The sequence below is a fragment of the Paenibacillus sp. EC2-1 genome, from assembly GCF_049311625.1.
Classification (GTDB): Bacteria; Bacillota; Bacilli; order Paenibacillales; family Paenibacillaceae; genus Paenibacillus_AQ.
On the sequence record NZ_CP186006.1, the window covers coordinates 2923194 to 2948999 of the forward strand.

At 41.7% G+C, this 25806-nt stretch carries 21 protein-coding genes, 1 riboswitch and 1 other annotated feature; of the genes, 3 read left to right on the forward strand and 18 right to left on the reverse strand.

The window, feature by feature from the left end; genetic code table 11:
• Positions 1–140: 140 nt before the first annotated feature.
• Positions 141–404 (reverse strand) — a binding site (T-box leader).
• A gap of 130 nt (positions 405–534) precedes the next feature.
• Positions 535–1377, forward strand: a complete 843-nt coding sequence (locus tag ACK8P5_RS13795) for a serine/threonine protein kinase (protein WP_422656853.1) — start codon at positions 535–537, stop codon at positions 1375–1377.
• Between the two features lie 394 nt (positions 1378–1771).
• Here the strand turns inward: ACK8P5_RS13795 and ACK8P5_RS13800 are convergent, their stop codons facing one another.
• From ACK8P5_RS13800 to aroA, 4 genes are all read right to left on the reverse strand, one after another.
• Positions 1772–2983, reverse strand: a complete 1212-nt coding sequence (locus ACK8P5_RS13800; RefSeq protein ID WP_422656854.1) for an MFS transporter — start codon at positions 2981–2983, stop codon at positions 1772–1774.
• A gap of 272 nt (positions 2984–3255) precedes the next feature.
• Complete coding sequence (gene nhaC, locus ACK8P5_RS13805) at positions 3256–4656, reverse strand: Na+/H+ antiporter NhaC (RefSeq protein ID WP_422656855.1); 1401 nt, start codon at positions 4654–4656, stop codon at positions 3256–3258.
• Positions 4657–5097: 441 nt separating this feature from the next.
• Positions 5098–6153 carry a chorismate synthase gene (gene aroC, locus ACK8P5_RS13810; protein WP_422656856.1) on the reverse strand — a complete coding sequence of 352 codons (1056 nt, stop codon included), beginning with the start codon at positions 6151–6153 and terminating at the stop codon, positions 5098–5100.
• An 18-nt stretch (positions 6154–6171) separates the two neighbouring features.
• A complete protein-coding gene (gene aroA, locus ACK8P5_RS13815; RefSeq protein WP_422656857.1) occupies positions 6172–7518 on the reverse strand; it encodes a 3-phosphoshikimate 1-carboxyvinyltransferase in 1347 nt (448 codons plus the stop codon).
• Positions 7519–7621: 103 nt separating this feature from the next.
• Between aroA and ACK8P5_RS13820 the strand changes: the two genes are divergently transcribed.
• Positions 7622–8509, forward strand: a complete 888-nt coding sequence (locus tag ACK8P5_RS13820) for a LysR family transcriptional regulator (RefSeq protein WP_422656858.1) — start codon at positions 7622–7624, stop codon at positions 8507–8509.
• Positions 8510–8582: 73 nt separating this feature from the next.
• On the opposite strand, the gene ACK8P5_RS13825 is transcribed toward ACK8P5_RS13820, so the two are convergent.
• Positions 8583–10973 (reverse strand): polyprenyl synthetase family protein, encoded by a 2391-nt coding sequence (locus ACK8P5_RS13825; RefSeq protein ID WP_422661476.1) that lies wholly within the window; start codon positions 10971–10973, stop codon positions 8583–8585.
• Between the two features lie 504 nt (positions 10974–11477).
• On the opposite strand from ACK8P5_RS13825, the gene ACK8P5_RS13830 reads away from it, so the two are divergent.
• The gene (locus ACK8P5_RS13830; RefSeq protein ID WP_422656859.1) at positions 11478–12947 is read left to right on the forward strand and encodes a 4-hydroxyphenylacetate 3-hydroxylase family protein; all 1470 of its coding nucleotides are present in this window, start codon (positions 11478–11480) and stop codon (positions 12945–12947) included.
• 113 nt (positions 12948–13060) lie between these two features.
• Here ACK8P5_RS13830 and ACK8P5_RS13835 read toward each other — a convergent pair whose 3' ends face one another.
• The 13 genes from ACK8P5_RS13835 to ACK8P5_RS13895 form a co-directional block, all read right to left on the reverse strand.
• The gene (locus ACK8P5_RS13835) at positions 13061–13963 is read right to left on the reverse strand and encodes an SDR family oxidoreductase (RefSeq protein ID WP_422656860.1); all 903 of its coding nucleotides are present in this window, start codon (positions 13961–13963) and stop codon (positions 13061–13063) included.
• Positions 13964–14126: 163 nt separating this feature from the next.
• Positions 14127–15038 (reverse strand): ectoine hydroxylase, encoded by a 912-nt coding sequence (thpD, locus tag ACK8P5_RS13840; protein ID WP_422656861.1) that lies wholly within the window; start codon positions 15036–15038, stop codon positions 14127–14129.
• Positions 15039–15052: 14 nt separating this feature from the next.
• Positions 15053–15451 carry an ectoine synthase gene (locus ACK8P5_RS13845; RefSeq protein ID WP_422656862.1) on the reverse strand — a complete coding sequence of 133 codons (399 nt, stop codon included), beginning with the start codon at positions 15449–15451 and terminating at the stop codon, positions 15053–15055.
• Complete coding sequence (ectB, locus tag ACK8P5_RS13850; RefSeq protein ID WP_422656863.1) at positions 15448–16740, reverse strand: diaminobutyrate--2-oxoglutarate transaminase; 1293 nt, start codon at positions 16738–16740, stop codon at positions 15448–15450. The genes ACK8P5_RS13845 and ectB overlap by 4 nt, the downstream gene beginning before the upstream one ends.
• Before the next feature lie 17 nt (positions 16741–16757).
• Positions 16758–17270: a diaminobutyrate acetyltransferase gene (ectA, locus tag ACK8P5_RS13855; RefSeq protein ID WP_422656864.1), complete on the reverse strand. Its 513-nt coding sequence runs from the start codon at positions 17268–17270 to the stop codon at positions 16758–16760.
• A gap of 44 nt (positions 17271–17314) precedes the next feature.
• Positions 17315–18163, reverse strand: a complete 849-nt coding sequence (gene ehuA, locus ACK8P5_RS13860) for an ectoine/hydroxyectoine ABC transporter ATP-binding protein EhuA (protein WP_422656865.1) — start codon at positions 18161–18163, stop codon at positions 17315–17317.
• A gap of 12 nt (positions 18164–18175) precedes the next feature.
• Positions 18176–18838, reverse strand: coding sequence for an ectoine/hydroxyectoine ABC transporter permease subunit EhuD (gene ehuD / locus ACK8P5_RS13865; protein WP_422656866.1), 663 nt, complete (start codon positions 18836–18838; stop codon positions 18176–18178).
• A gap of 3 nt (positions 18839–18841) precedes the next feature.
• Complete coding sequence (ehuC, locus tag ACK8P5_RS13870) at positions 18842–19495, reverse strand: ectoine/hydroxyectoine ABC transporter permease subunit EhuC (RefSeq protein ID WP_422656867.1); 654 nt, start codon at positions 19493–19495, stop codon at positions 18842–18844.
• Between the two features lies 1 nt (position 19496).
• Positions 19497–20351 carry an ectoine/hydroxyectoine ABC transporter substrate-binding protein EhuB gene (gene ehuB, locus ACK8P5_RS13875; protein ID WP_422656868.1) on the reverse strand — a complete coding sequence of 285 codons (855 nt, stop codon included), beginning with the start codon at positions 20349–20351 and terminating at the stop codon, positions 19497–19499.
• Positions 20352–20710: 359 nt separating this feature from the next.
• Positions 20711–20854: riboswitch (cyclic di-AMP (ydaO/yuaA leader) on the reverse strand.
• Positions 20855–21152: 298 nt separating this feature from the next.
• Positions 21153–22376, reverse strand: coding sequence for an MFS transporter (locus ACK8P5_RS13880; protein ID WP_422656869.1), 1224 nt, complete (start codon positions 22374–22376; stop codon positions 21153–21155).
• Positions 22377–22506: 130 nt separating this feature from the next.
• On the reverse strand, positions 22507–23013 hold the full coding sequence (locus tag ACK8P5_RS13885; RefSeq protein WP_422656870.1) for a VanZ family protein: 507 nt from the start codon (positions 23011–23013) through the stop codon (positions 22507–22509).
• 87 nt (positions 23014–23100) lie between these two features.
• The gene (locus tag ACK8P5_RS13890) at positions 23101–23784 is read right to left on the reverse strand and encodes a serine/threonine protein kinase (RefSeq protein ID WP_422656871.1); all 684 of its coding nucleotides are present in this window, start codon (positions 23782–23784) and stop codon (positions 23101–23103) included.
• Positions 23785–24154: 370 nt separating this feature from the next.
• Complete coding sequence (locus ACK8P5_RS13895) at positions 24155–25690, reverse strand: glycoside hydrolase family 31 protein (RefSeq protein WP_422656872.1); 1536 nt, start codon at positions 25688–25690, stop codon at positions 24155–24157.
• Between the last annotated feature and the right edge of the window lie 116 nt (positions 25691–25806).

The following is a 25806-nucleotide window of genomic DNA, read 5'->3' on the forward strand; positions in this document are numbered from 1 at the left end:
TCCAGAGTCTGGGGAAGTTGATGAAATATGCTTCTTCTAGATAACTATTCAGGCCGATTTAATTGTGTGTTGTTTTCAATCATTTCGAAATGTTTATTTAAGATGAAGCAATAAAAAAATCCCACCCCCAAGACCGCAGTCTTAGGGACGAGATTGTAATACTCGTGGTACCACCCCAAATTTGCTAATATGTCGCCATATTAGCCTCATCAAGTACGGCATTATCAAGAATGCATATACTTTAGCTCTGTAACAGGAGCTCCTGTCACACCATCCACTTGTAAAAACGTATCCGATGTGCTGCTCAGAGGCTTTGTTCGATAAGGGACTCTTCACTCCTTCTCAACTACCGGAGCTCTCTGTACAAGAAATCAACTATCTACTCTTCTCTTCATCGCATTTATTAGTACCATTATATATAAAACCTTTACAAGGATAAAGACTTTTCTAAAATTTTCTGTATTCTGCTGATCAACTCGTTCTATAATGACCGTAACAGGATCGTCAATACAGTACACCCCAAAGGAGTCTCCTATGTCTAATACACATCTACGCTCACGCATAAGTTCTTTTATTGCAGCTTGGCGAGACTACCCCGTTGAAGCGAATACGCAGATCGGTAATCGGTATTTAGTTCACGAAATGATTGGTGAAGGTAGTTATGGTATGACCTATAAATGCACGGATCAGAACACTGGAGATCTTGTAGCAGTCAAACAAGCAAGACCCAGCAAAGGGGATCATGCAAGATTGCTACTAGGGCGAGAAGCAGACATCTTAAAATCGCTCCATCATCCCCAAATCCCGGTCTTCTATGATCTTTTTACGAGTAAGAGTCAAATGTATTTGGTGATGTCTTATGGAAGTGGGGATACGCTTGAGGATTTAATATTTGAACAGGCTCGAACATTCAATGAACAGGAATGCGTGCGAATAACGCTTCAACTGCTCAACATCGTTACATTCATACATGAGCAAGGCTTTGTACATCTGGATTTACGGATCCCTAACGTACTATTTAAGAACGACTTTATATATCTGATTGATTTTGGATTGGCGAGAACAATCGGCGAGCCCCCTCCTCGGTTGAAGTCAAAACGTGCATGGTTGAGGCTTCATAGCACTTCTTCTTCAAGTGATTATAAAATCGCTGAGGAACAAGCAGACCTTCAGGATATCGGGCATTTCATGCTCTTCATGTTATATTCTGCTTATGAACCAGATTACAAACAGAAACAATCCTTAGAGCGAAGCTGGCGAGAAGAACTGCAACTCTCTAAGGAGTTAAAAGAGGTAATTGAGCACTTATTAGGACTCCGCAGGCCTTACACAGGCTCTTTTCAATTCATGATGGAATTAAAAAAACTTGAAAATTGATATAGCCCTTGCGTTTATGTTACGATCCGTTAGAAACGTCAAGAATTGATCAATTACTAGAAAGGAGGAAGTTTATAATGCTTAGAAAATTAATGAACAAATTTCTTCACTCTTCAACCCACAGCCTAAGCCAAAGACGTCATAGTAGTTCTAAACAACAATATAAACGAAGATCTAGTAGTGATCATAAATATTCACGGCGCAAAGGTTCCTCATCAGGTTACAAACATAAGCATGGTAATCAAGGGCATGGGTATTACAAAAACAGAAAACACAGCTCCAGTTAATTACAAGTTTAGACGCTGTTCCCCCTATGAACGGTAACCTTAAAGATGACTTAGTAGAAACCATCTTTAAGGTTACCGTTATTTTTTATGGCTAACCATTAAATCGTTCAACTTGACTTTATAGGGACAGAGAGATTGTGATCTCTATTTCTCTTGTTCACCCGATATAACATGAAACCACATAAACCGAGTAACAACGCAGATACAATGTTCAAAGCTGCATTCCCCATAATGGATAGCAACGTAAAGCCTAGAAACGGTCCAAGAGCCGCTCCGATATCAATGGTCATAGAATAAGCGGACACAACGTAATGTTTATTCGATGAACCCGATGCATACTGTGCTGCATCTGCATCTAATAGAGTCGTCACGATTGATGACAATAGAAGTAAAGCAATAAGGGTAGCCATCCAGAAAAATGTATGTATATGGAATGAGATAATGACAAACAGAATGCCTCCGAGCATCGTACTTACCGTTAACCATTCGGTTCTCGATTGTGATTTATCGCTAAGCTTTCCAGCAAAGTAACCAAGGAAAGGCTCGGCACCCCATTTGATGGCAAGCAAGATCCCTGTTAACGTCGCTGCACTTATTGAACTTAATAACGCAGATGCAGATAGATCCCGCATATCCACCCAATAACTTAAAGTAGATTTCATATACCCTTGAAACAATAGTGAGCTGACGAATCCAGTAGATAGCAATATAATTAGACGTTGATCCCATACCACTTGTATAGATGCTTTCATCTTTGTATTGTGCATTTGGATAGAACCTTGACGATCTGTTTGAATGAGGAGCAACAACGGAAAAGTCATCACGCTGAGAATCGAAAACCCAATCAGTACCGCTGAAGCATTAAAGACTTCAGATAATAGGGATCCTATCACCATACCTACAACACCGCCAGAACCCGTAATCCCATTAAACAATCCAGTAAGCCTGCCTGGCTCATTCGTTTCTGCGATTGCTTCAACCACTAATAGCTGCCCTGCTTGTTTAATAAAGGCCCAGGCAACTCCCCAAATACACCTAGCAATGAGTAGCATAACGAATCCATTAAATAATCCATAGGATGCAGTCGAAATAACTGTTAAGCAAACCGCAATCAACAATCCACTACGTATTCGATAACGAGTGTAGAACCAGCCGATAAGCGGATGGATTGGAATTCGGACAAACCGATTAATGGACAGTAATATTCCAATTTGCCATAATGCATTCAAACCGAATTCTTGGCTATAAATAGGCAGTACTGCGTATAACATCGCATCGCCTAATAGACTAACTGCCGTGATCAAGGCAGTTATCAGCATGTTTTTATGAGCTCTGGTATAGATCCGACTTGCTTTCATCCCTCAACATTGATTTCAAGTTGTTTCCCCATTAATATCTTCACACACATCAGAAACCATCCTTTCCCTCATGAATTATGAAGTTATCATACCAGAGTCATTAGGATTTGTGTGGAATCTTATGCTTTTATTGAATCTTTTATGAAGTAATCTTATAAGAATACATCTATGCAATATAAAAAAGAACATGTACCTATAGAAATAGGAAACATGTTCTTCGTTTGTGTATTGTATTAACCTTCTACACTGTCACTATTATCATGATTATTGCCTAGCGAGTTACGCTGAAGCCTTGGAATTAAGGCATAAGCAAACGTAAATAAAGGACATAGCCATAGAAATACGGCATACGGCGCAAATGCAAGAACGGGTACTCCAAGGGTAACGGCAAAGAAAGCACCGCTAACCCCCCATGGTATTAAAGGATTAATAAGTGTCCCACAATCTTCTAACGTACGGGATAACGTCTTGGCTGGAATATTCCGTCGTGTATACTCATCCTTGAACATTTGTCCAGGTAGGAGAATCGATAAATACTGCTCACCAGTCATCCCATTGACGGCAATGGAAGATGCGCCTGTCATGAGGACAATACTACTGCTGCGCTTGAGCGGTTGAATCATCTTACGGAAGAACGCTTCGATTACACCGCAATGCTGTAATAGCCCACCCAAGGATAATGCGATTAAGATTAGAGATACCGACCCCATCATCGATTGTAATCCCCCACGATTAACGATGGAAGCAACGGTTTCATTCGTGATCGTGCTTGAGTAGCCGTTCTGCATAGCACCAAACCAGACATCAATTGCAGTCTGATGCTGAACCAAAGCGGTCACAAGAAGTCCTGAGACGATCCCGATGACTAGCGTTGGTAAGATTGGGATCTTCTTCATAGAGCATCCGATAACAGCAAGAGGAGATAACAATGTCAGCCAGTGGATATTGAATCCATTCCCCAATGCCAGCTTTATCTCATGAATGGATGAGAGATCGAATGAATTGGTCTTTGGCGCTAACAAGAAGAAAATAGTTGCAACTACAAGAGCTGGAATCGTTGTATACATCATATTACGAATATGGGTATATAACGAAATGCCTGCTACAGCAGGTGCGAAATTCGTAGTATCGGACAAGGGCGACATTTTGTCTCCAAAACAAGCACCACTGATGATCGCTCCAGCAGCGAGTGTAGGAGATATCCCCGTAGTTAACGCAATCCCCATAAGAGCCACACCAACCGTACTTACGGTTGTAAATGAACTACCTGTGAACATCGACACGATGATAGTGACATATAGCGCACTGACCGCAAAATAATGAGGTTCAATATAATCCATACCATAATATAAAATCGTAGGAACTGTTCCACTCATCATCCATACAGCGATCAGAACACCAATAAGTGAGAGAATGAGAATCGGCATAATTGCCGTCTGAATTCCTTGAATAAGAGCGGATTCGATTCTTTTCCAAGGAACCTTGAACAACCATAATAATGTCGCTGTCCCTACGGTTGTTGCTAAAAGTGGAATATGCGGTTCCGCCTTTAATAGAAAGATCGAAACAAATAGTAGAGCGAGAATAAATAAAATAATAAAAATACTTTTAGAGAAACTGAGCTGTCGGTCCATGGTGAAAAAGCTCCTTATACTTATAATCTTAGAGATATCTTCTTTGCTTTGATGCTTTTTTGCTTCTTTGCTTTGTGGCTTTTTCGCATTGAAGTACAGAGGTAATAGTAACGAACAATATACGGAGAGTCAATGTTATAGTCATACAAAATAGGTTATATTTGCTGCATCTCATGATCACGAATATATCATGCATACCTTTTACCCATGTCATATAAATCGTTAAATTCTAAGGGATAGCTTCTCTTTGCATACAAGGCGCTCCGCGAACGAAACGTTCCTCCCATCGCTCTTGCCCCCGAATATCTTGGAATTTTTCTAGCAAGGGTGAATTTCGGGGACATTAAAAATGCTCCCCTCACAGAAAACAGGTTTGTTACTTCACCTGTTTACCATATGGGGAGCATTTCGACTATTGGGACAACTTTTTTCTTCTATTATTTATCCATGCATCGCAGCTTGTCGCTTGAACTGGTCTTCTAAGACCAAGCAAGCCATCGCTTCAACAACAGGTACAATTCTCGGACAAATACAAGGGTCATGTCTACCAATGGTTTTAATCTCTTGTTCTTCTCCATGGATATTGATTGTATTTTGAGGAAGCGAAATCGATGAAGTCGGTTTAACACTAATTCGGAACACGATGTCCTGCCCTGTGCTAATTCCACCGATGATTCCACCCGAATGATTACTCAGAAATCCATCTTTGCTCATTTCATCGTTATGTTCACTTCCAAGCATCGAAGCCGCTTCGAATCCAGCTCCAAACTCAATTCCCTTTACTGCACCAATCGAGAGCATCGCTTTGGCTAATTCGGCATCCAACTTATCGAACGCTGGCTCCCCTAGTCCCGGAGCTACTCCACGTATGCGACATTCCACGATCCCTCCACAGCTATTCCCCTCTAGTGCCAACTTCTCGATTTTTTCGATCATTAATTTCGCTGCTTCAGGATCACAAGCTCGAACGGCATTCTGTTCAATGACCGCTTCATCAAAAGTTTGACATGCGATCCCGCCAATTTCTTTCGTGAAAGCGACAACCTCTACCCCTCTTCGCTCTAACAATTTTCGTGCTATAGCCCCTCCGGCAACTCTTGCTGCTGTTTCTCTACCCGACGCTCGACCGCTTCCACGAGGATCTCGAATTCCATATTTCTGCAGATACGTAAAATCAGCATGACCTGGACGGAACGAATTCTGAATATCATTGTAAGCTTCAGGTCTCATATCATGATTATATAGAATGACCGATAGTGGTGTTCCCGTTGTTTTCCCTTCATATATACCCGAGATGATTTGAACAATATCATATTCTTTACGTGGTGTAGTAACCGATGATTGGCCCGGCTTTCTCCGGTCCATTTGTTTTTGTATATAAGCCTCGTCAATTTCAACCCCAGGTGTTACACCATCCACAATTACACCAACTGCAACGCCGTGGGATTCCCCAAAGGTTGTTATTTTGAACATTTCACCAAATGAATTTCCAGCCATTATAATAAACCTCCCTGTTTAGTAGCTAACTTCGACTCCAAGTGTAGACAGTTGCTCGAAATAATGAGGACATGTCTTGGATACACAGCCTGGGTCCATAATACGAATATTCGGCACTTTGAGACCAATTAATGAGAGTGCCATTGCCATACGATGATCATCATGCGAATTCAATAAAGCTGGGATGGGTTGTCCGGGATACACAGTTAATCCATCTTCATGCTCAACTACGCGGATTCCCAGCTTGCTTAGTTCTTCACATATCGCGGAAATACGATCACATTCGTGATGTCTAATATGAGCTGCATCCGTTAAGGTAATAGGTCCATCTGTAAAAGCAGCCATCGCTGCAATCGTTAATGTCTGATCCGACCACTTCTTCATGTTGATCGTATAGCCACCTTTTAATTCTTTCACACCTTGTACTTCGATATAGTTGTCACCTCTGACTACATTACATCCCATGAGTTCCAAAACATCTAGTATTTCGATATCAGGCTGGCTCGTGTTAGCAGCATCTATTCCTTCAATACGAACCACACCGGACGTGAGCGCTGCAAGAGCCCAAAAATAACAGCAAGTAGATACATCCGGTTCGAGCTGAACCTCTTGGGCCTGATAAATTCCGCTTGGTATTTGAATGGTCTGCCCATCTATGGTTGCTTCAGGCGTCACCCCGAAGGAAGACATCATATCGAGAGTCATTTGAACATAATCCCTTTGGACAACTTCTCCGTCAATCTGTAGCGTGACTTCTTGATCTGCATAAGGGGCAGATATTAAGAGGCCACTTATGAATTGACTGGACGTTGAACCTGGTAATGTTACTTCTCCGCCTTTTAAGCCACTCGCCTTTAACGTAAATGGCAGACATGCTTCTACCTCTTTATATTCAAGCTCCGTGCCTTGTTCTGTTAACGCATTCAGAAGAGGTGCTAATGGTCTCTCTCGCATACGCTTACTACCTGTCACGCTCCAAGCTCCATTACTTATAGCAAGGGCTCCTGGTAAGAAGCGTGCTACCGTACCTGCACTTCCTACATACAGTTCTCCAGATGAATTAGGCCACTGACCTCCACAACCTTCAATAGTAACCATATCCCCTTCGATCTCAATGGACACGCCTAGTTTCTGTAATGTATCGATGCACCAATAGGAATCATCACTTTTTAATATACCTGTTAATTGAGATTTACCATTCGCTAACGCGGCAATGATTAACGCTCGATTCGTGAGACTTTTGCTTCCGGGTATTTGAATGATTCCATTCACAGCCGCCTTAGGCGGACTAATTACAACTTCTTGTTTATCATTATTCGTAGACCAGGGAGAACGAGCTTCCCAATCAGGTTGAACGGTCACCATATCGACCAGCTCCTTGGATTATAGATATAACCTGATTATAATGAGTTTAATGAAATAAGTGAAATTGGATTTTTAGCATTTTGTCATAGAAGGAGTCTATATCATGATTAATTTAGAATGGTACCGTATATTTCTAGTCACTGCACGCTATCAGAATTTAACGAAAGCTGCTAAAGAGCTTCATATCACGCAACCATCTGTTAGTTATGCGATCAAGCAGATGGAAGAAGCTTTGGAGCTTAAACTATTTCATCGGCTATCAAAAGGCGTCGAATTAACTGAAGAAGGACACGCACTTTTTGAATATGTAGATAAGTCTTTTGCTATGCTCGACTCTGCGCAGAAGCATCTTCAGAATTTAAAACAATTAAATGAGGGAGAAATTCGAATTGGCGCAAGTGATTCCCTCATTAAACACTTATTACTGCCTTACTTAAATGAGTTTCACAAAGAATACCCTGGTATTCGAATCCGCCTCTCACATGGAAAAACACCTGAGATCACGAAGCGTCTAAAAGAAGGTGAAATTGACTGCGCTGTTTTACATATGCCTGTAAACGACCCTCATCTGAATATTCAAACACTTGCCGTTTTGGAGGACTGTTTTGTTGTGGGTAAGGACTATGAAGAGATGGCGAATCGCTCGCTTACTGCGGAAGAACTCGCTGACTTCCCATTAATACTACTCTCACAAGGAAGCAGCACCCGAACTTTTGTGGAACAATGGTTTGCAACTAAAGGGTTAATGGTGAAGCCTGATATGGAATTAGGAAGCATAGATCTGCTAGCGGAATTTGCGAGGTTAGGTTACGGTGCGGCTTTTATCAGTCGTTCTTTTGTTCAAGAGGAACTTAATCATGGAAAGTTATTTGAACTGCGATTGGATGATCCTCTTCCTCCGCGAAATATAGGATTCGCCATCCGCCGAGATATGCACTTATCTGTTGCCGCTGAAGCATTTGTCCGAATGCTTGATGTAGGAAAGAATTAACTTTTGACCGAACTTATAAAAAAAGAAATGCTGGCAAAGATCGCTCAGCATTTCTTCTCGTATATAAGATGATTCATGAATCTCGATTGATTAGATAATTTAATAAGTATTTCAAAAATTGATTACTCGCAGGAGGCATCCCCTTTAAAGCTTCCATAGCAAGACAATAATGATCCCACATTTCCTTACTTGCTCCCTCTCGTCCAAGAACGGTCACAAACGAAGAAGTGTTGTTCTCCACATCTTGACCTGTAGGTTTACCGAGTAATTGAAGGTCTCCTTCTACATCGAGCAAATCATCTTTAATCTGAAAAGCTATACCTGCATGATAAGCGAATCTCTTCAGAATCGTAATATCTTCTTCTGGAGCACTTGCAAGTATGGCAGGCATCACGATCGATGCTTCAAAGGCAATACCTGTTTTGTAATAACAGATCATGTTCAGCTCTTCCAGTGTCAATGCTTTGCCTTTGGCATGCAAATCCATGGCTTGCCCCATGCACATCTCCCCCGCTTTTTGAGAAGAGTATTGCATTAGAGAGACAACGGCTTCTGCCTTGAAACCTTGAAGAGATGATTGCTCCTCCATCGCCTTCTGAATGAGATACAGCCCCGTCAATTCTGCGGTAGAACTACTATGTATTTGATGAAGCGTTGGTCGACCTCTTCGTGTTGGCGCATTGTCTTGGGATGGGAGATCATCAAAGATTAAAGAAGCGGTATGCATATACTCAAGCGACCTTAGAAGAGGAGCAATGGCTGAAGCTTTCAACCCATAACCGTGTACACTCATAACCCAAGTTAAGATTGGCCTTAGTCGTTTGCCGTCTCCCTCAAGACTGTAATTAGCAGCATCGATAAGCGGCTCTTTCATAGGAGATATACCAGCTTCTTTAGGTATCTGTAGTAAGTTATTAATCTGCTCTCGGACTTCTTTAACCGTTTCAGAGAAGTATTCCTTCTCCTTTTGTTCATTTTCTAAAGAGGTTACCATCTGATCCCGCAGTAATTTATCAAAAAAATCAACATGTTCAGCCTTACTAACCATGCGCTGGATTAAGCGATTAAACGCAGGATCCCCTGAAGCGAACACATTCATTATTTCATTATATTGCTCTGATGAGACGCGTTCCTTACAGCGTTTAAAACTATTAATGGCGCGATCCAGTATAACTTCTCTAGCTTTTGAATTCGAATGATACAAGTTGTGAATTAAATGAGAGATGACCGCCCAATATAATTCAAAAGGATTGATAAGATCCGAGCGCTGCTCCCGGTATTGCAAGTAATACGTATACGGTGTTACTGCACCGTCTCTCATATCATCATACATATCCGCAAAATCATCCGCGAGCTGATTATAGATACCATAACAAAAGGTTCGATGATCGAAGTCCTCATCCTCTGGGGCGTGAATCACCGAGCGTACAATCAGACGAGAAGAAGAAGATTTTAGAATGATGGGTAGATAGAGCTCTTCATTCGTGTAATTGGCATTCGAAAGATCTTTAATCCGGTCCTGATCTTGAGATTGAAAAAATATAAAAGACTGCTCAAAGAAATTATGCTGTGTGTCTGGTCTCTGCTGCTGTTTAATATACTCAAATGCTTCTCGCAGCTCCGTATACACGAATTGAATAAGTTCTTTATTACTACCCGTCCACGTTGAGTAGTGAGGAACTGTTCCGGTCAGTAAGGCAGTTCGTATGAAATCAGAATACTCTACCTTCTCTTGCGAATTTAATACTCCTGAGTCCAGAAGATCATCAATAAATGGGTAAGTCAAACCATACGAATAACCGAGTCTAATCGCTTCATCAAGCCGCAAGGAACGCTCCTGCGGTGAAATGTGCTCATCCATCTCTTCGATAACATGGAGAACAACCCCGATGATGATCTTGATCAATTTTCGCTTAGCATGTTCAACACTCATCTCTTTCGGGATATGCTGTGATACCCCCTTCAACTTTCCAATGACCCATATCGCAGCCGTTTCAACGCGCTCTTTCTGAGCCCAACGGTAAAACCCGGACAAACTCATGTCATCTAGTTGACCAGACTCTGAATTTCCTGTCGAGGATATCAATTGCTCTTTAAGTGCTTGCGTTAAACGCTGAATGTTCGTCTGTGTTGTGGCTAAATCGAGGTCTTTACCGAGATCCCTCATATACATATAAGTAACACTGCGATCTAAATAATCGTCTAATTTCCCAGTGTAGTTCAGCCAACTGATATATTTATGATAATCCCTTGATTCTGGTCTATTCTTCCTTCGTTTTGAGAACAACGAGAACCAAGAATAGCGACGTATATGATCCTTCTTCCATACATGAATATCATCTGTCAGGACGGGCACGTATAATTTCTCCCTAACACTCTGCTGCAGCGATGCGAAATACGCAGTAGCCTTCTGTTCAGCTTGCCTATAACTTGCATCCGCTTGTTCCGTAAATTCCACATTCATAGATGAATTACCTCGACTTTTGTTTTTGTTAAACATGTATGCACTACTTTATAAAAAGAGAATCCTCTAATTTCATGACATCGAATCATGTTCATATCTATATACGTCAAATCAATCAAGTCGTTTCTTGAAAAAGAAGGATAAAACACAAAAGGACCAGAAGCGGTGATAGGAGCACCGCTCTGGTCCTTTTTCATTGTGTGGCCAGGACGTTACCCGTACGTTTACTGGCCAATAAGGAGAAGAAGAAAAGGCTACGAAGATCGTGCCTTGACCTCTAGAAATATAGTATAGCGTGCCCATCACTCTACTACATCAAGTAAGTTATGGTAACGATCTCTTATCTTGGGTATGAATCATTAAAATCCCTTTTTATTGCTGATAAGGTACAACCACACATTTTTCAACATACCCTATGGACAAAGTACTGAGGGTCATTAGCATACGTACATTAAGATTAACAGAGAACAGGTTTGAACATGATTCTACAAAGAGGTGAAGATCGTGCCTATGAAAACAGGTAAGCAATATATCGAACGGATTGATCGACAAAACATCAATATATGGTATAAAGGGGATCGCATCAAGGGTCCTTTGTCTCAGCATCCTGCATTTCAAGGCCTCATGCAAACACAGGCCGATCTTTATGATATGCAATGTGATGAACAATATGTGAAGCTGATGACCTATCCATCACCAGATACGGGTGAGCTGGTTGGGTTATCTTTTCTCCCGCCAAAAACCAAACAGGATCTAGAAAGACGCAGAATTATGATGGAATTATGGTCAACGAAGCATCATGGCTTTTTAGGACGTTCACCGGATTACATGAATACTGCAATCATGTCTCTATATACTGCTGCAGATATTCTTGAAGAACATAACCCCGATTATGCGAGGAACCTTAGAAATTATTATGCTTATTGTCGAGATCATGACATCACACTATCACATGCATTTATCCAGCCTTATGCAAGTAAAGTATCAGGTCAGGTTGATTCAACCGAAGATTCCATTGCAGCCAAAGTCATCGAAATAAATGATGAAGGTATGGTGGTGTCTGGTGCTTTTATGATGGCTACCCAAGGAGCTACTTGTGAAGAAATGTTAGTATTTCCGACTCCTTCGCCTGCCATCTTTGAAGATGAAAACCCATTCGCATTTGCATTTGCAGTGCCCAATGATCTCGAGGGAATGACATTTATATGCCGCGAAAGTTACGGATCTTCTTCTCCATACGATCATCCATTAAGTGCAAAATACGAGGAGATGGATACACTCGTCATATTTGATCGTGTTCTTGTTCCGCATGATCGGATATTTTATTATGGTGATGAATCGTATTGCAGTCGATTATTTACGGAAAGCCATTTCCACACACATATTGCTCACCAAATTACAACTCGATATATCGCAAAAACTGAATTCTTGCTCGGATTAATGGAATCTCTAGCCGACGAGCAGAATGTTGCATTAGAACCACAAATGATTGCGAATAGTTCAAAAATCATCTCCTATCTAGAGACGTTTAAAGCTCTAAGACTCGCATCCGAGACAGCATCATTTCAAGATGAATTCGGTTATCTAGTACCTGCTTCTAGCCCCTTATTAGCATCAAGCATTCTCTTTCCTAAACTATATCCTGAGATGGTTGAAATGATTACGGTTCTTGGGTCAAGTGGACTCATTATGATCCCTTCAGAATTTGATTTCATTTCGCAAACAGGTCCCTACCTGAAACAATATTTAAAAGGAGCAGACTCGGAAGCATGGGATCGAGTTGCTTTGTTCAGACTAGCCTGGGAACTTGGAGCAAGTGCTTTTGGCGGTCGACAAACTCAATTCGAACGATTCTTCTTCGGTAATGCGCAGACAACTGCGACTCGGATGTATTACAGCTTTAATGATCACGAACAACTTCGGGCAAGAATCAATGAGTTCGTAAAGACAACCAATCAAACCTCAACTAAATAGATTTTGGAAGGCGAAGGAATGAGGATACGAAAAAACAAGCGATGCAACCATCTGCATCGCTTGTTCATTATTTTTTTGATATATGTGCTGCGAGATCATCTTAGAGCAGAATACTAAGGTGACGGGGTACCCCCATTAGCGTTAAGGGTTTCTCCACTAATATAACTTGATTCCTGACTAGCTAAGAAGACATATGCCGGAGCCATCTCCACAGGCTGACCTGCACGACCAAGTGGGGTATTCGAGCCAAATTCCGCAAGCTTTTCCGTTGGCTGTCCACCCGCCACTTGCAGCGGGGTCCATACCGGACCAGGTGCCACAATGTTTACTCGAATACCTTTGCTAGCAACTTGCTGTGCCAGTGCTTTGCTAAAGGTATTAATCGCCGCTTTCGTTGTTGCATAGTCAAGAAGGATTGGCGAAGGCTTGTAAGCCTGGATGGATGAAGTATTAATGATCGAGCTTCCTGGCTTCATATGCTTTACAGCAGCCTTACATAACCAGAACATAGAATACACATTCGATTTGAACGTTGCATCGAACTGTTCTGTCGTTAGGTCAGCGATATCCTCTACATACTGCTGCTTCCCGGCAACGTTCGCAAGAATATCAATTCCGCCTAGCTTCTCAACAGCAGATGTAATCAACTGTTCACAGTATTGCTCATCTTGTAAATCGCCTGGCATCGCATTAGCTTTTCGTCCTGTTTCTTCTATAAGCTTGACTACTTCCTTGGCATCTGCCTCTTCCTCCGGAAGATAGGAGAGCAGAATATCAGCACCTTCACGGGCGTAAGCAATGGCTACAGCACGTCCAATCCCACTATCAGCCCCTGTAACGACGGCTTTGCGTCCAGCAAGACGCCCCGATCCATGATAGCTTGTCTCCCCTGAATCGGGCACAGGCATCATTTCCTTCTGTAATCCTGGCTCTGGCTGCTTCTGTTTCCATTCATTCGTTGCTTTGGGATATTGCGACACTGGATCTTGCATCGTGTAATGATCATGATCTTTCATCGTGAATACCTCCATCTCGTTGTGTAAGTATATAGGTGAAACTTAACCTATCTAATACTGTAGCTCTTCTCTTTGTAACCTCGAATGAAGATATTTAAACGAGCATAAGATGTACTAAAAAAAGGTAGATCTCTTAATTAAGAGACCTACCTTTCTGGAATTTCTATTTTTTCGCATCACGATTTGCAATATAATCAGGTCTTGGTTGTTGACCAGAATAGGGCTGCACTAGTTGATTCTCCACACTGTTATATACCATAAATATATTACTTCGCGGCATTGGCGTAATATTGCTGTTTGAACCATGCATAATATTACAATCAAATATTACGATGGAGCCTGCTTTACCTACAGGTGTATCTATTCCACCTTCTTTCACCATACGAGTGAGATTTTCATGATCTGGAACTCCATATTCTTGCTTGCGCAAGGAGTCTTTAAAATGGTTGTCAGGTGTCTTACCTACACAAGAAACATACTCTTTGTGTGACCCAGGCACTACCATTAGTGGTCCGTTATAATGAAAATTATCTTCCAGAGCGATGGAACAACTTAAGGCTCTCATTCGAGGCATACCATCCTCTACATGCCAAGTTTCAAAGTCTGAATGCCAGTAGAACTCCTTGCCAGTGAAGCCCGGCTTATAATTAATGCGAGATTGATGAATGTAAGTCTCGCTCCCAAGCAGATACTCTATGATTCCGAGCAGTTTCGGATCTTGCGAAAGTTTGTTAAATATAGGATTCGACTCATGTATTGCAAAAACGGAACGAACCTCACTGCCTCCGGGCTCCCTAATAATTCGATCACTCTGAGATTCCCTAGCCGTAATTTGTAAATCTCTAGCTTCTTTCTGATAATGGTTAAGCTCTTCTTGATTGAAGAAATCTTCTAAGAATAAGTATCCCTTCTGATCATAGAAATCAGATTGTTCTTTCGTTAAGGATGCATTTTCAGTCCATTCTGAATGAACAACAGGGTCTTGTCTTTTTAGTATTTCTGGTTTCGCATGAATTCTTGAAGGATAGACGTCTACCTCTTTTTCTTGAAGTATGGATACATGATTCTTACTCATCTTCATCTCCCCTTTTACTCTGATATAGAAATCGGATTAAGTATTGGATAAGTTCCCTCTTCATCATGAACTTCAGCACCCGTAAGCGGTGGATTAAACACACATACCATTCGCATTTGAGAGCGGGCTCTAAGATAGTGCTTTTCGTGTCCATCTAGGGCATACATCATTCCAGGAGATATCTGATATGTCTCACCACCAACAATTTCGATTTCTCCTTCTCCTTCAATACAATACACAGCCTCTACATGATTCTTATACCAGATTAGTGTCTCTGTTCCGGCTTTAATTAGCGTGTCGTTCAAGGAGAATCCCATTCTATCCTTGGTCAAAAGCAATCTTCTAGAGTTCCATGTCTTTGTATCGATATCATCTTTCGTATGAACAATTTCTTCTAAATGCTTAACAATCATAATCTTCTCTCCTCTGCAGATAATTGTTCTAGACTACGCTTCAATATGCCAAGACCATCTGTTAAAGTATCTATTTCTATCGTCAGGGGTGGCATGATTTTGGCTACTTCACTATGTGGACCTGATGTTTCCATAATCAGCCCGTGATCAAAAGCGATTTCTGAAAGTCTTCCAGCGAGTTCCGGTTTTTCAAAAGCAAATCCCTGAATTAAACCCCTGCCGCGAACCTCACCACTGAACTCTGGGTAATTCACCGATATATTGTCTAGAACTTTGCGAATATGATTCGCTCTAATTTCCACATCCTGTTGGAGATCCTCGGTCTTCCAGTAATTTAGGGCCTCAGCAGCAGCGACAAATCCAAGATTATTGCCTCGAAAAGTCCCATTATGCTCCCCGGGTTCCCAAATATCGATCTCTGGCTTCAATAGTGTAATCGCCATGGGAAGTCCAAAGCCTCCAATAGACTTGGATAAACAGATAATATCAGGTTCAATATCTGCATCATCAAAGCTAAAGAACGGCCCTGTTCTACCACAGCCCATCTGGATATCATCCAAAATAAGCAAAATCTCTCTTTCCTTACAGAGTTGTTCAAGGCCCTTAAGCCAATCTAGCCGTGCAGCATTCAAGCCCCCCTCACCTTGCACAGCTTCAACAATAACAGCTGCCGGTAGGGGGACCCCGCTTCCAGGATCATCAAGGAGTTTCTTGATAAGTGGAAGTGTATCTACCTGATTGCCATAATAGCCATCATAAGGCATGAACACGGAATGACTTAGTGCAATACCTGCACCTTCGCGCTTGAAAGAATTCCCGGTCACAGCAAGTGATCCAAGAGACATCCCATGAAATGCATTGGTGAACGATAGTATGGTTGAACGCCCCGTTACTTTTCTTGCAATCTTTAAAGCTGCTTCTACAGCATTGGTACCCGTAGGTCCAGGGAACATTACTTTATGGTTCCAACCACGCGGCTTTAAGATCACTTCTTGAAATTGAGTTAGAAATGTTTCTTTCGCCTCGGTTGCCATATCCAGACTATGAGTAACACCGTCTTGCATCATATAATCCACTAACTTCCCACGTATCTTCTCATTATTGTGACCGTAGTTCAGTGCACCTGCTCCAGCGAAGAAATCAATGTATTCGTTTCCATTTCGGTCCCACAGTTTCGCATTTTTTGCTTTTTCAAATACCGTCTGGAAGCTTCGGCAGTAACTTCTAACTTCGGATTCAAGATCGTTAAACACAGTAAGTTCAGGCATTTCCAAAAGTTGATTATTCATACTATCCCTCCACTTAATTACATTTGGTTAAAGAATGGGCCTATGACAAACCGTGGTTCATCTTCATGACTCGTATCGCCTGGGAACAGTTCCGCTCCATAGCCCACTGTAACAGTGCTTGGTATGGATTTATCTTCAGCAAAGCTTAGGAATAATCGACGAGAAGCCATATTCGAAGGTGAAATGGTTGCTTCAATAAAGCGCACACCATGACATGCTTTTTGTTTCAAAAGACAAGTCAGCATCGTGCTAGCTATTCCTTTACGACGATGTGTACCCGCTACGGCAACCTGCCACACAAATAATGTGTCTGGATTACGCGGAGAACGGAATGCAGAAATATATCCAATGATCTCTCCCCCTTGCTCAGCAATGATGCAGGTATCACAGAAGTAGTCTCCAAGTAACATGTAACAATAAGGGGAGTTAAGATCGAGTGTACCTGTATCACGTATTAGCTCCCATACGCGTGAACCGTCTTTTGCCTCCGGTTTACGGTAGTTGATTTCAGTTCCTGTATTCACTGTCATCCATGTAGCCACCTTTCTATGAACGAACGAGATCTATGATCATACTAGTTCCCCGAAGCTCGGAAACGCTGCAGAAAACTCTGAAGCCTATCACTTTGTGGGTTATCAAAAATCTCCTCTGGCGTTCCCTGTTCCACAATTTTCCCCTCAGCACCAAATATGACACGATCAGCAATTTCTTTAGCAAAATCCATCTCATGCGTAATCAACATCATTGCCATCTCCCCTTCTTCGGCAATTTCGCGAATGACCTCTAGCACCTCACCTACGAGCTCTGGATCCAGAGCCGATGTCACTTCATCAAATACCATGACCTTTGGTCGCATGACCAGCGCTCTAGCAATAGCAACACGTTGCTTTTGCCCACCAGATAGCTTCGAGGGGAACATCTTGAGCTTATCTGCTAGACCAACCTTCGTAAGCATGGTGATTGCACGTTCATCAGCTTCTTCTTTGCTTAAGCCAAGCACTTTGCGTGGAGCCTCAGTCACATTGCGCATGACATTCATATGGGGAAAAAGATTAAAATGCTGAAACACCATCCCGACGTTACAACGCATCCGGTGCAGATGCTTCTCATTTGCTCGAACAAGTTCTCCTTTATGCTCCATATGCCACAGAAGTTCCCCGTCCACTTCAATCGTTCCACTAGATGGTTCTTCAAGTGTCATCAACATGCGTCCCATCGTTGTTTTACCTGAACCACTTGGGCCGATAACAGCAACCTTTTCTCCAGGCTGCATCTCCAGATCAATACCTTTCAATACTTCCACACTTCCAAAAGTCTTGGTTACACCTGTATATTTCACGATAGGTGATGTATCTGATATTGCTTCTATCTCATGTTGCAGAACCGAGGCTTCTGTCTCCTCTCGTTCAAATACTGAGTTCATATACATCCCTCCTTATCTTCCTCTTTGTACATTCATTCGCTTCTCTAACTGTTGTACGAGTAAGGAAGCGATATAACTGATGATAAAGAACAATATGCCAACGAGTGTATACGGTTCAAAGGCCCGAAAAGATAACGACACAATATTCTTAGCAGTCAGCATAAGTTCAACTAACGTAATGGCACAAAGAATCGGTGTCTCTTTAAACATAACGATCAGATAATTCCCAAGCACGGGCACGATCGGTGGAATCGCCTGCGGTAATATAATGGTCTTCCAAGTTTGAGCTTTCGTATAATTCAGTGCTTTCGCAGCCTCCCATTGCCCCTGCGGGACTGCTTCAATGCCAGAACGATATACCTCTGAAAGATATGTGCTGTAATGAAGACCGAGTGCAATGACTCCCGTATAGAATGCAGGAATCGAAACGCCAGTCAATAACGGCAGGCTGTAATACAGAAAGAACACTTGAACTAGCAGTGGTGTGTTTCGGATAAACTCAATGATTCCTTTCGTTACTAGCGATAGGATCTTAATCGGGCTTCGCGTCAAAAGCGCGAGCAGCAATCCAACGATTAATGCAAGCACGAAGGCACAGAGCGTAATCCAGACCGTCATCTTTAATGCACTTAGTAACTGCGGTAAAATATCAAATACATATTCCCAATTCCACATTTGTTATAGCCTCCCCGACGTCAATTTCCGTTCAAGCAAACGAACAGCCATTGAAACAAGCGTAGCTATCACAAAGTACATCAACAGTAGCAGTACTAAGATCTCGGTGGTAAAAGAGATATAATTATTTCGAAGCACCATCGCCTGATAAGTGAGATCTGCCATCGTAATGAAATAGACAAGTGAAGTTGATTTAATCAACTCCACCAGCTGATTACCGAACGAGGGAAGCATTTGGAGTGTAGCTTGAGGCAAGACGATATGCCACAATCTTTGCCAAGGCTTCATATTCAGGGCAATGGCTGCTTCAGTCTGTCCTTTAGGAACGGCAAGCACTGCGCTTCGAACAATTTCCGAGCCATATGCCCCAAAGTTAAGTCCAATGGCAAGAATTGCTGCTAATATTTTGGGAAGCTCAATACCAATAAACGGAAGTGCAAAGTATAACCAAAATAACTGAACTAATAACGAAGTCCCGCGAAAGACCTCTACATAAACAGCAGAAAGTGTGCGTAATATCCAGAGCTTAGATAACCGGAGTAAACCCGCTATAAATGACACGATGATTGCTAATATGGATGAGAAAAAAGCAACCAACACGGTGATTTCCGCTCCTTTCAACAACGAAGGCAGAAAATCAATCCATGAATTCGGCATGTTATTCTCCGCAGAGCGTATCTGCTGTCATATCGCCTGGAAGCTCATCCTCTGTAAATCCAAACTTTTGTAATATTTCGAGCAACTCGCCTGATTCTTTCATTTTTTGAAGCTCCGCATTATATTTCTCTTGAAATTCTGTATCCGCTTGTCGGAATGCTGTCGCACCATAACCACGTACACTTTCACCATCAACACTAGGCTGCTTAAAATCTGCGACACGCTCTATTTTTTCATCATTGGCTGAATCAAGCATCGCTTGAAGTGAAGGGCCGGTCATGGTAATGGCCTGCACTCTATCCGCTTGCAGTGCGCTTATAGCTGAAGCTTGATCTGGCACTTGGATAATACGATCAGCCGGGATACCTGATTTTTCTAAGTATTCAATTTCAACGGCACCCGTCATTACGGCAACTTTTGCATCCCCGTTATTAGCGACGTCCTCATAACTGGCGAGTTGATGGGGGTTCCCTTCTTTAACAGCAAGCGCCTCTCCGATGCTATACTCTGGATTTGCGAATAAAACAGCGGAACAACGGTTCGGATTAACAAACATCCCCGCGGTTATGAGGTCAAATCGTTCAGCCTGCAAACCCGCAACTAAAGATCCAAATTCAGTTAACTCTCCTCTCATTTCCTTCACACCTAGACGCTCAAGAATAACCCGTGCAATTTCTACAGCTTCGCCTGTCAGCGTCCCATCAGCTTCTTTGTATGCATAAGGCTTCTCATTCGCAAACCCTACGGTGATGTATCCTTTCTTAACAGCTTCATCTAGTGTGCTCCCTTTCTCACCACAAGCCGCTAGGGATATCGTTAATACCAAAGACATAACAAGAACAACAACTTTCTTCAAAACTCTTCACTACCTTTCCCTTTTTCTTTTAAATTTTCAAATTGGCACAGCTAATAATCCTAGTATTTCAATATTTTAACTTGGTTTTTAAACTTTGAGGATTTCCTGAACCGATAGCTTGGATCAGAAAACTCCATGCCGCAGATTCATCCACCTTCCTCCTTCCAACCCCACTGCATTTTTAATTCTCAAAGATGTGCAATTCATATACGGAAGTACACATACCAGTCTTTTCGAACAGAAAAAGACCTCCAAACAGGGGATCAAGACATAGCTCCGCCAGCAGGGGGTCAAAATAAAGACAAAGGCCCCTATTGTAAATGAATACAGGGCCTTTGTTATGAAAATTCATTATGTATAAAAGACCCATCCACTGCTGACGAGGTTAGCTGACGGACTCGGGTAAGATGGTACCCTACACATGGATTCATGTGACTCGCCCCTAAAAAACTGGTTCCCCCGCTTTCCAGATATTTCATCTGAAAACTAAGCGTGAGTCCATAATAAAGGCATCGTTTTGAAATGTCAAACGCATACATGCGATTATTTTGATGATTTCCATGTAAATATGAATGAATTAACGACTTCAAATAGATTAACTTTTTTGTCTGTAACTGGAACAAAGCGTTGTATGATAACTCTTATAAACCGCGTGTTTTTCGCTATATAGCAGGCATTTAAGAGGTATGTTTAAAGTATTGAAACCGACCTGATGCTAATGTCGAAAAATGAAAAAGGCCAAGCTACACAAGAGCGTGCATCTTAGCCTGTAACTTTTTTTATTATCCTCAAATAAGTTGTTCAATTGTGACTAAATCCATTCGATATGTCTTGTCTAGACCGTCGGTTCATAATCCGATTGACACGTTCGGAACCAAATAACATAAGGAGGATATATATAGCTATAAACGATGGCAAGATTGCGATCGTTGTCTCCGCTGCAATCCATCCAAGCATGGAAGGTAGAATTGTTGTTCCAGTGTAAGCAACCGCCATCTGATAACCCATGAGCTTCTGTGTTTGTACCTTACCAAAACGAGCCGGAGTATCATGAAGCATGCAAGGATAGATAGGCGCGAAGCCTAAACCAATCAACATAAATCCAATCAGCGAAAATAAGGTTGGCACAGGCAAAATAAGTAGTAATCCTCCAACCAGAGCAATTAGCAGTCCACTACGAATTAGAACACGGTTACTCACTTTTAAAGTAACAAATCCTGTAATAAAACGCCCTACGGTTATGCCACCATAATACATAGATATCCATTGCGCAGCTACTCCTGCAGGTAAATCCTTAATGCTTACAAGAAAACTGCTCCCCCATAGCCCCACTGTTGCCTCTGCTCCGGAATAGAATAGGAATGTCATTAAAGTAAGCTTAACACCTTTCATTCGCAAGGGTTGTTCAGAAGAGTTAACGTCATGTGGATGATCTGAAATCCCTGGTTCATCGATAGCTTTCTGACCCTGGACTTTCTCCATGCATCTCCATAAAGGGAGTGTAATAAACAATAACACCACCAAAGCTAATTGAATAAGTGCGACTGTTAAATACCCACTACGCCATAGGTTATCCTCACGAATAAATCCTGCCATAATGATAGGTCCTAGGGTTGCACCTACACCCCAGAAGCAATGTAACCAACTCATGTGATGGGCCTTAAAATGGACAGCTACATAGTTATTCAGTGCTGCATCGACGGATCCAGCGCCGAGACCAAGTGGCAATGCAAGCACCATTAGCCAAATAATAGAAGGGGCATAATAAAATCCTAGCAATGCTAATGCTGTCAGCATACAGCTTACCAGGGTGATCTGGCCTGTTCCTACTCGTTTCATGAGCGTACCGCTGGCTAAACTTGACACAATTGTTCCGAGTGCAATAATAATGGACATGACACCCGCAACACCAAACGGTGCTCCAAAGTCTGCTTGCATAACCGGCCAAGCTGCTCCAAGTAACGAATCAGGAAGCCCTAAACTAATAAAAGCCAAATATATAATTATCAAAAACAATGTTGCCACGCTCTGTTGCCCCCTAGTCTATTCGTTTCTAGATAACAAGATATATTTAATTTTATATATGTTGTCAATCACAATCATTATAATTAGCATGAAAAAGCAGCAAATCTGCATCGATTTACTGCTTCACCATCTACATATTCACAATTGTCAGCAAGCTTAGAAGGGCAACCATAAAAAATGTACCAATTAACGCTAATGTATTGAAAATCGGTATGGTCTTCTCTTTGAATACGATGGATAAGAGTCCAAAAATTGCAATCCCAATCGCTCCACCTAAGGTATTGCCAATCAAATCCGTGATATCACTTGCACCAATTCCAAAAATAAACTGAAGGATTTCAAAACCAAAACTTACACAAAATATTGGAATCAGTTTCCTTCCAAAGCTCCACTCTTCTTGTAACATGCTTAGATATATTCCAAATGGAACAAAAGCAACTACATTCAAAATAATCTCTGAGGTATCAACTTGCCCATTAACGATCACAGAACCAGCAAAAGGAATGAGATTGATACTTCTAAGATTCATTTGTCCAAGTAATGAAAAATCAAACTCCATTTTCAGTAATATAATCCACGTTAGCACAATTAAATAGATGCACAGTAATACTAAAGTAAACTTTTTTTGTTTCTTCATGTCCATTCTAAGATGTCTTCCTTCCAAAATCACTTCATAATTATATAATTATAGAAGATACTTCACTATTTTTTTAGCTACTAGTTACTATCTTTTTTTCCTCGTGAACAATCTTGTCATTCGATTCGCAAAATCAACCAAACTTCCGCTATTCGGATCTTGGCGATAGTACCTCTTTTTCACAGCTTCAAGGACCGACACAGGGACTTTCTTCCCCTCAAAGAGTGGATAGAAGTTATTATAAGCCCAAGCGAGATGTTCCCATCTCTTGTCGTTCCCATCCTGCACATATTCCGATACATCTAGTACCTTGCCCCGGCCATTTTGTAGCAAAATATTTTTCAAGTGAATATCACGCGGGTTTAATCCTTTTTCCCTAACGAACTGTCGTGCATCTTCAACATCATCAATCACTTGTCTAGGAACGGATACACCGTTTATTAGACAGTCGTAAAGTGTCATTCCACTTTCGTTACTAATCACGATATAACGCTCTCCATCGCCATAATAAACAGGGAAATACGGACTCCCATCCAAAGCCTGATAAACGTCAATTTCCGCTTGCTTTTTCGAAAGCGCCTCTTGCGTATATAACTTAAAAGCATAAGATGGCAAAGGTGTATATACAAAAACCGCAGCATCGGTTCCGATCCCGACACATTGTAAATCGCTCGATTCTCCTGTAATTGTAACGGGCTCATTCTCACCTTGCTTTAGAACCGTTATAAGCGATAGAGCCGGATCCGCCTGTTTCCAATCTTCTTCTTTCATGCGCCACCTCATCATGTATGTTACTCGTATTGAATGCTATGATCGTATCATAATCTTCACCCAAAAGATAATTACGCTAATCATCTAACGTTTTATCCTCGAGTTAAGTTGTTTAATCATATGAACATTTCTTGACATTAATAAATATACAAGAAAGCAATCTAGTACTTAGTAAATAGTATATTCATTCAAATCCAATGTATACGGAGGAAATATCCCAATAGTTTTATATTTTATTTCTCGGGTAATCGCAAAATAATCACGGATTCGACATGTCTTATTCATATCGAATTTCACCTCACTTAACGTTGTCCATAAAAAAATCAAACCGACTGCCATCTGCAGTCGGTTTGATTCAGCTTACCATATTCTATGTCAGCGTATACCAAGGCAAGCGAGACAATGGAGCATCGACTTCTTTTACACATGGTCCCTCGACCACGCTCGCATCGTCTCCTTTCCAAGAACCTTCAGGGAACACAATCTTGCGCGTTGTTGCCCCCTTCTCTACGACCGGAGCCACAAGAATCTTATCACCTAGCATAAACTGGTCATTAATTTGTTCATATCCACCTTCTGGGAACACATAAGCCATATGCCGAATAATTGGTTCCCCCGTCTGTGCAGCATGACGTGCAAGCTTCATAATCATAGACCCAAAGGATTCATGCAATTTAGCGGCTTGTACACAATATTCCAAATGCTCTTCATCGAGCACACGCCACGGTGCAGTCGAAAATTGCATCATCGGGAACAATGCTGAGCTTTGAGCATAACGAACAAACAACTCTTGATCCAGCTTGAAATTCGGATTATTCTCAATATCTGCAATTTGTCCACCGCCAATCATATCCGGACATGTAAATGCATAACCTGCAAGCCCTTGCGCCAATCCATTAGGGATCAATGAAGCTAGCCCATCATTTTTCCAACTGTGACTCTTGTCTGAAAGTCGTTGAACAAGCGCGAGTCCTCCACTCTTCCAACAAGCCCGGTATTCGTTCAGTGGATAGTTTAGTCCGACTCTCGCCCATGCTTCACAATGTCCATTCGGATGCATCTGGATCGCGCTTTGATCTGTTTCACGATAAAACTGCGGATCGCCAGCATCAAATTTAAATCCATCAATTCCGAATTCATCCATTAACTTTCTTAATTCCCCTTCGTACCATGCGACTGCTGCGACATTCGTGCAATCTAGAACGGCACTATAGCCATTCCACCAACGACGTATCGCAGTTTCACCGTGTTCATCCTTCAGCAGATACCCTTCCCGCTCCAGATAGCGGAAATTAACTGGGTTATCTGGACTAATGAACGGACATGTCCACAACATCACTTTAAAACCAAGCTCATGCAATTCATCTGTCATCGCTTTCGGGTCTGGGAATCGGTCCTTTCGGAACGTTAACACGCCGTAATCTTCCATCCAGTTATCATCGATCATGATCACTCCTGGCGGCATACCATGTTCGAGTACACTCTTCGCATAGGCTAATGTCTTCTCTTGAGTTGGTTCATATTGAAGTTCAATCCATAAATTATACTGCGGCATCGTAAAAAACAGCTCCTCTGGCAAAGTACCTGAAGCTGGAAAATGCAGTCTTGCCGCTGCGAGGAATGTATCTCGTAGATTTCCATTCTGCTCACTAATCATGAGCTCCCCTGATTGCGCTTCTACGGTAAGGGAGCCATCTGCGAATGAAAAACGAAACGGATCCTCTGACCAGATATAACGACCTTTATTCGAGATTAGAAATGGAACAGCTTGATTTGTTCTTCCTTCGGTAAACAGATTTTTTTCATGTACTAACTTTCCGAAAGGCATACGAACCCCGTCATCTATATCGCCGCCCCACCAACATTCATCCTTATATATCTCAATCTCAAGTCGATTCTGTGTCATTATGTAAAAGCAACTCCCTTCATCATATGAAATATCGATTAAACTCTTCATTTCTTAACCATGATAGTATAAAATCGGAATGAAAATATACCGCATTTCTTGCTGAATTATTAAAC

Bases quoted from the DNA above. Each gene is read 5' to 3' on its own strand.
- ACK8P5_RS13795 (WP_422656853.1), top strand. From the start codon at position 535: ATGTCTAATACACATCTACGCTCACGCATAAGTTCTTTTATTGCAGCT.
- ACK8P5_RS13800 (WP_422656854.1), bottom strand. From the start codon at position 2,983: ATGCTGATAACTGCCTTGATCACGGCAGTTAGTCTATTAGGCGATGCG.
- nhaC (WP_422656855.1), bottom strand. From the start codon at position 4,656: ATGGACCGACAGCTCAGTTTCTCTAAAAGTATTTTTATTATTTTATTT.
- aroC (WP_422656856.1), bottom strand. From the start codon at position 6,153: ATGGCTGGAAATTCATTTGGTGAAATGTTCAAAATAACAACCTTTGGG.
- aroA (WP_422656857.1), bottom strand. From the start codon at position 7,518: ATGGTGACCGTTCAACCTGATTGGGAAGCTCGTTCTCCCTGGTCTACG.
- ACK8P5_RS13820 (WP_422656858.1), top strand. From the start codon at position 7,622: ATGATTAATTTAGAATGGTACCGTATATTTCTAGTCACTGCACGCTAT.
- ACK8P5_RS13825 (WP_422661476.1), bottom strand. From the start codon at position 10,973: ATGAATGTGGAATTTACGGAACAAGCGGATGCAAGTTATAGGCAAGCT.
- ACK8P5_RS13835 (WP_422656860.1), bottom strand. From the start codon at position 13,963: ATGAAAGATCATGATCATTACACGATGCAAGATCCAGTGTCGCAATAT.
- thpD (WP_422656861.1), bottom strand. From the start codon at position 15,038: ATGAGTAAGAATCATGTATCCATACTTCAAGAAAAAGAGGTAGACGTC.
- ACK8P5_RS13845 (WP_422656862.1), bottom strand. From the start codon at position 15,451: ATGATTGTTAAGCATTTAGAAGAAATTGTTCATACGAAAGATGATATC.
- ectB (WP_422656863.1), bottom strand. From the start codon at position 16,740: ATGAATAATCAACTTTTGGAAATGCCTGAACTTACTGTGTTTAACGAT.
- ectA (WP_422656864.1), bottom strand. From the start codon at position 17,270: ATGACAGTGAATACAGGAACTGAAATCAACTACCGTAAACCGGAGGCA.
- ehuA (WP_422656865.1), bottom strand. From the start codon at position 18,163: ATGAACTCAGTATTTGAACGAGAGGAGACAGAAGCCTCGGTTCTGCAA.
- ehuD (WP_422656866.1), bottom strand. From the start codon at position 18,838: ATGTGGAATTGGGAATATGTATTTGATATTTTACCGCAGTTACTAAGT.
- ehuC (WP_422656867.1), bottom strand. From the start codon at position 19,495: ATGCCGAATTCATGGATTGATTTTCTGCCTTCGTTGTTGAAAGGAGCG.
- ACK8P5_RS13885 (WP_422656870.1), bottom strand. From the start codon at position 23,013: ATGAAGAAACAAAAAAAGTTTACTTTAGTATTACTGTGCATCTATTTA.
- ACK8P5_RS13890 (WP_422656871.1), bottom strand. From the start codon at position 23,784: ATGAAAGAAGAAGATTGGAAACAGGCGGATCCGGCTCTATCGCTTATA.
- ACK8P5_RS13895 (WP_422656872.1), bottom strand. From the start codon at position 25,690: ATGACACAGAATCGACTTGAGATTGAGATATATAAGGATGAATGTTGG.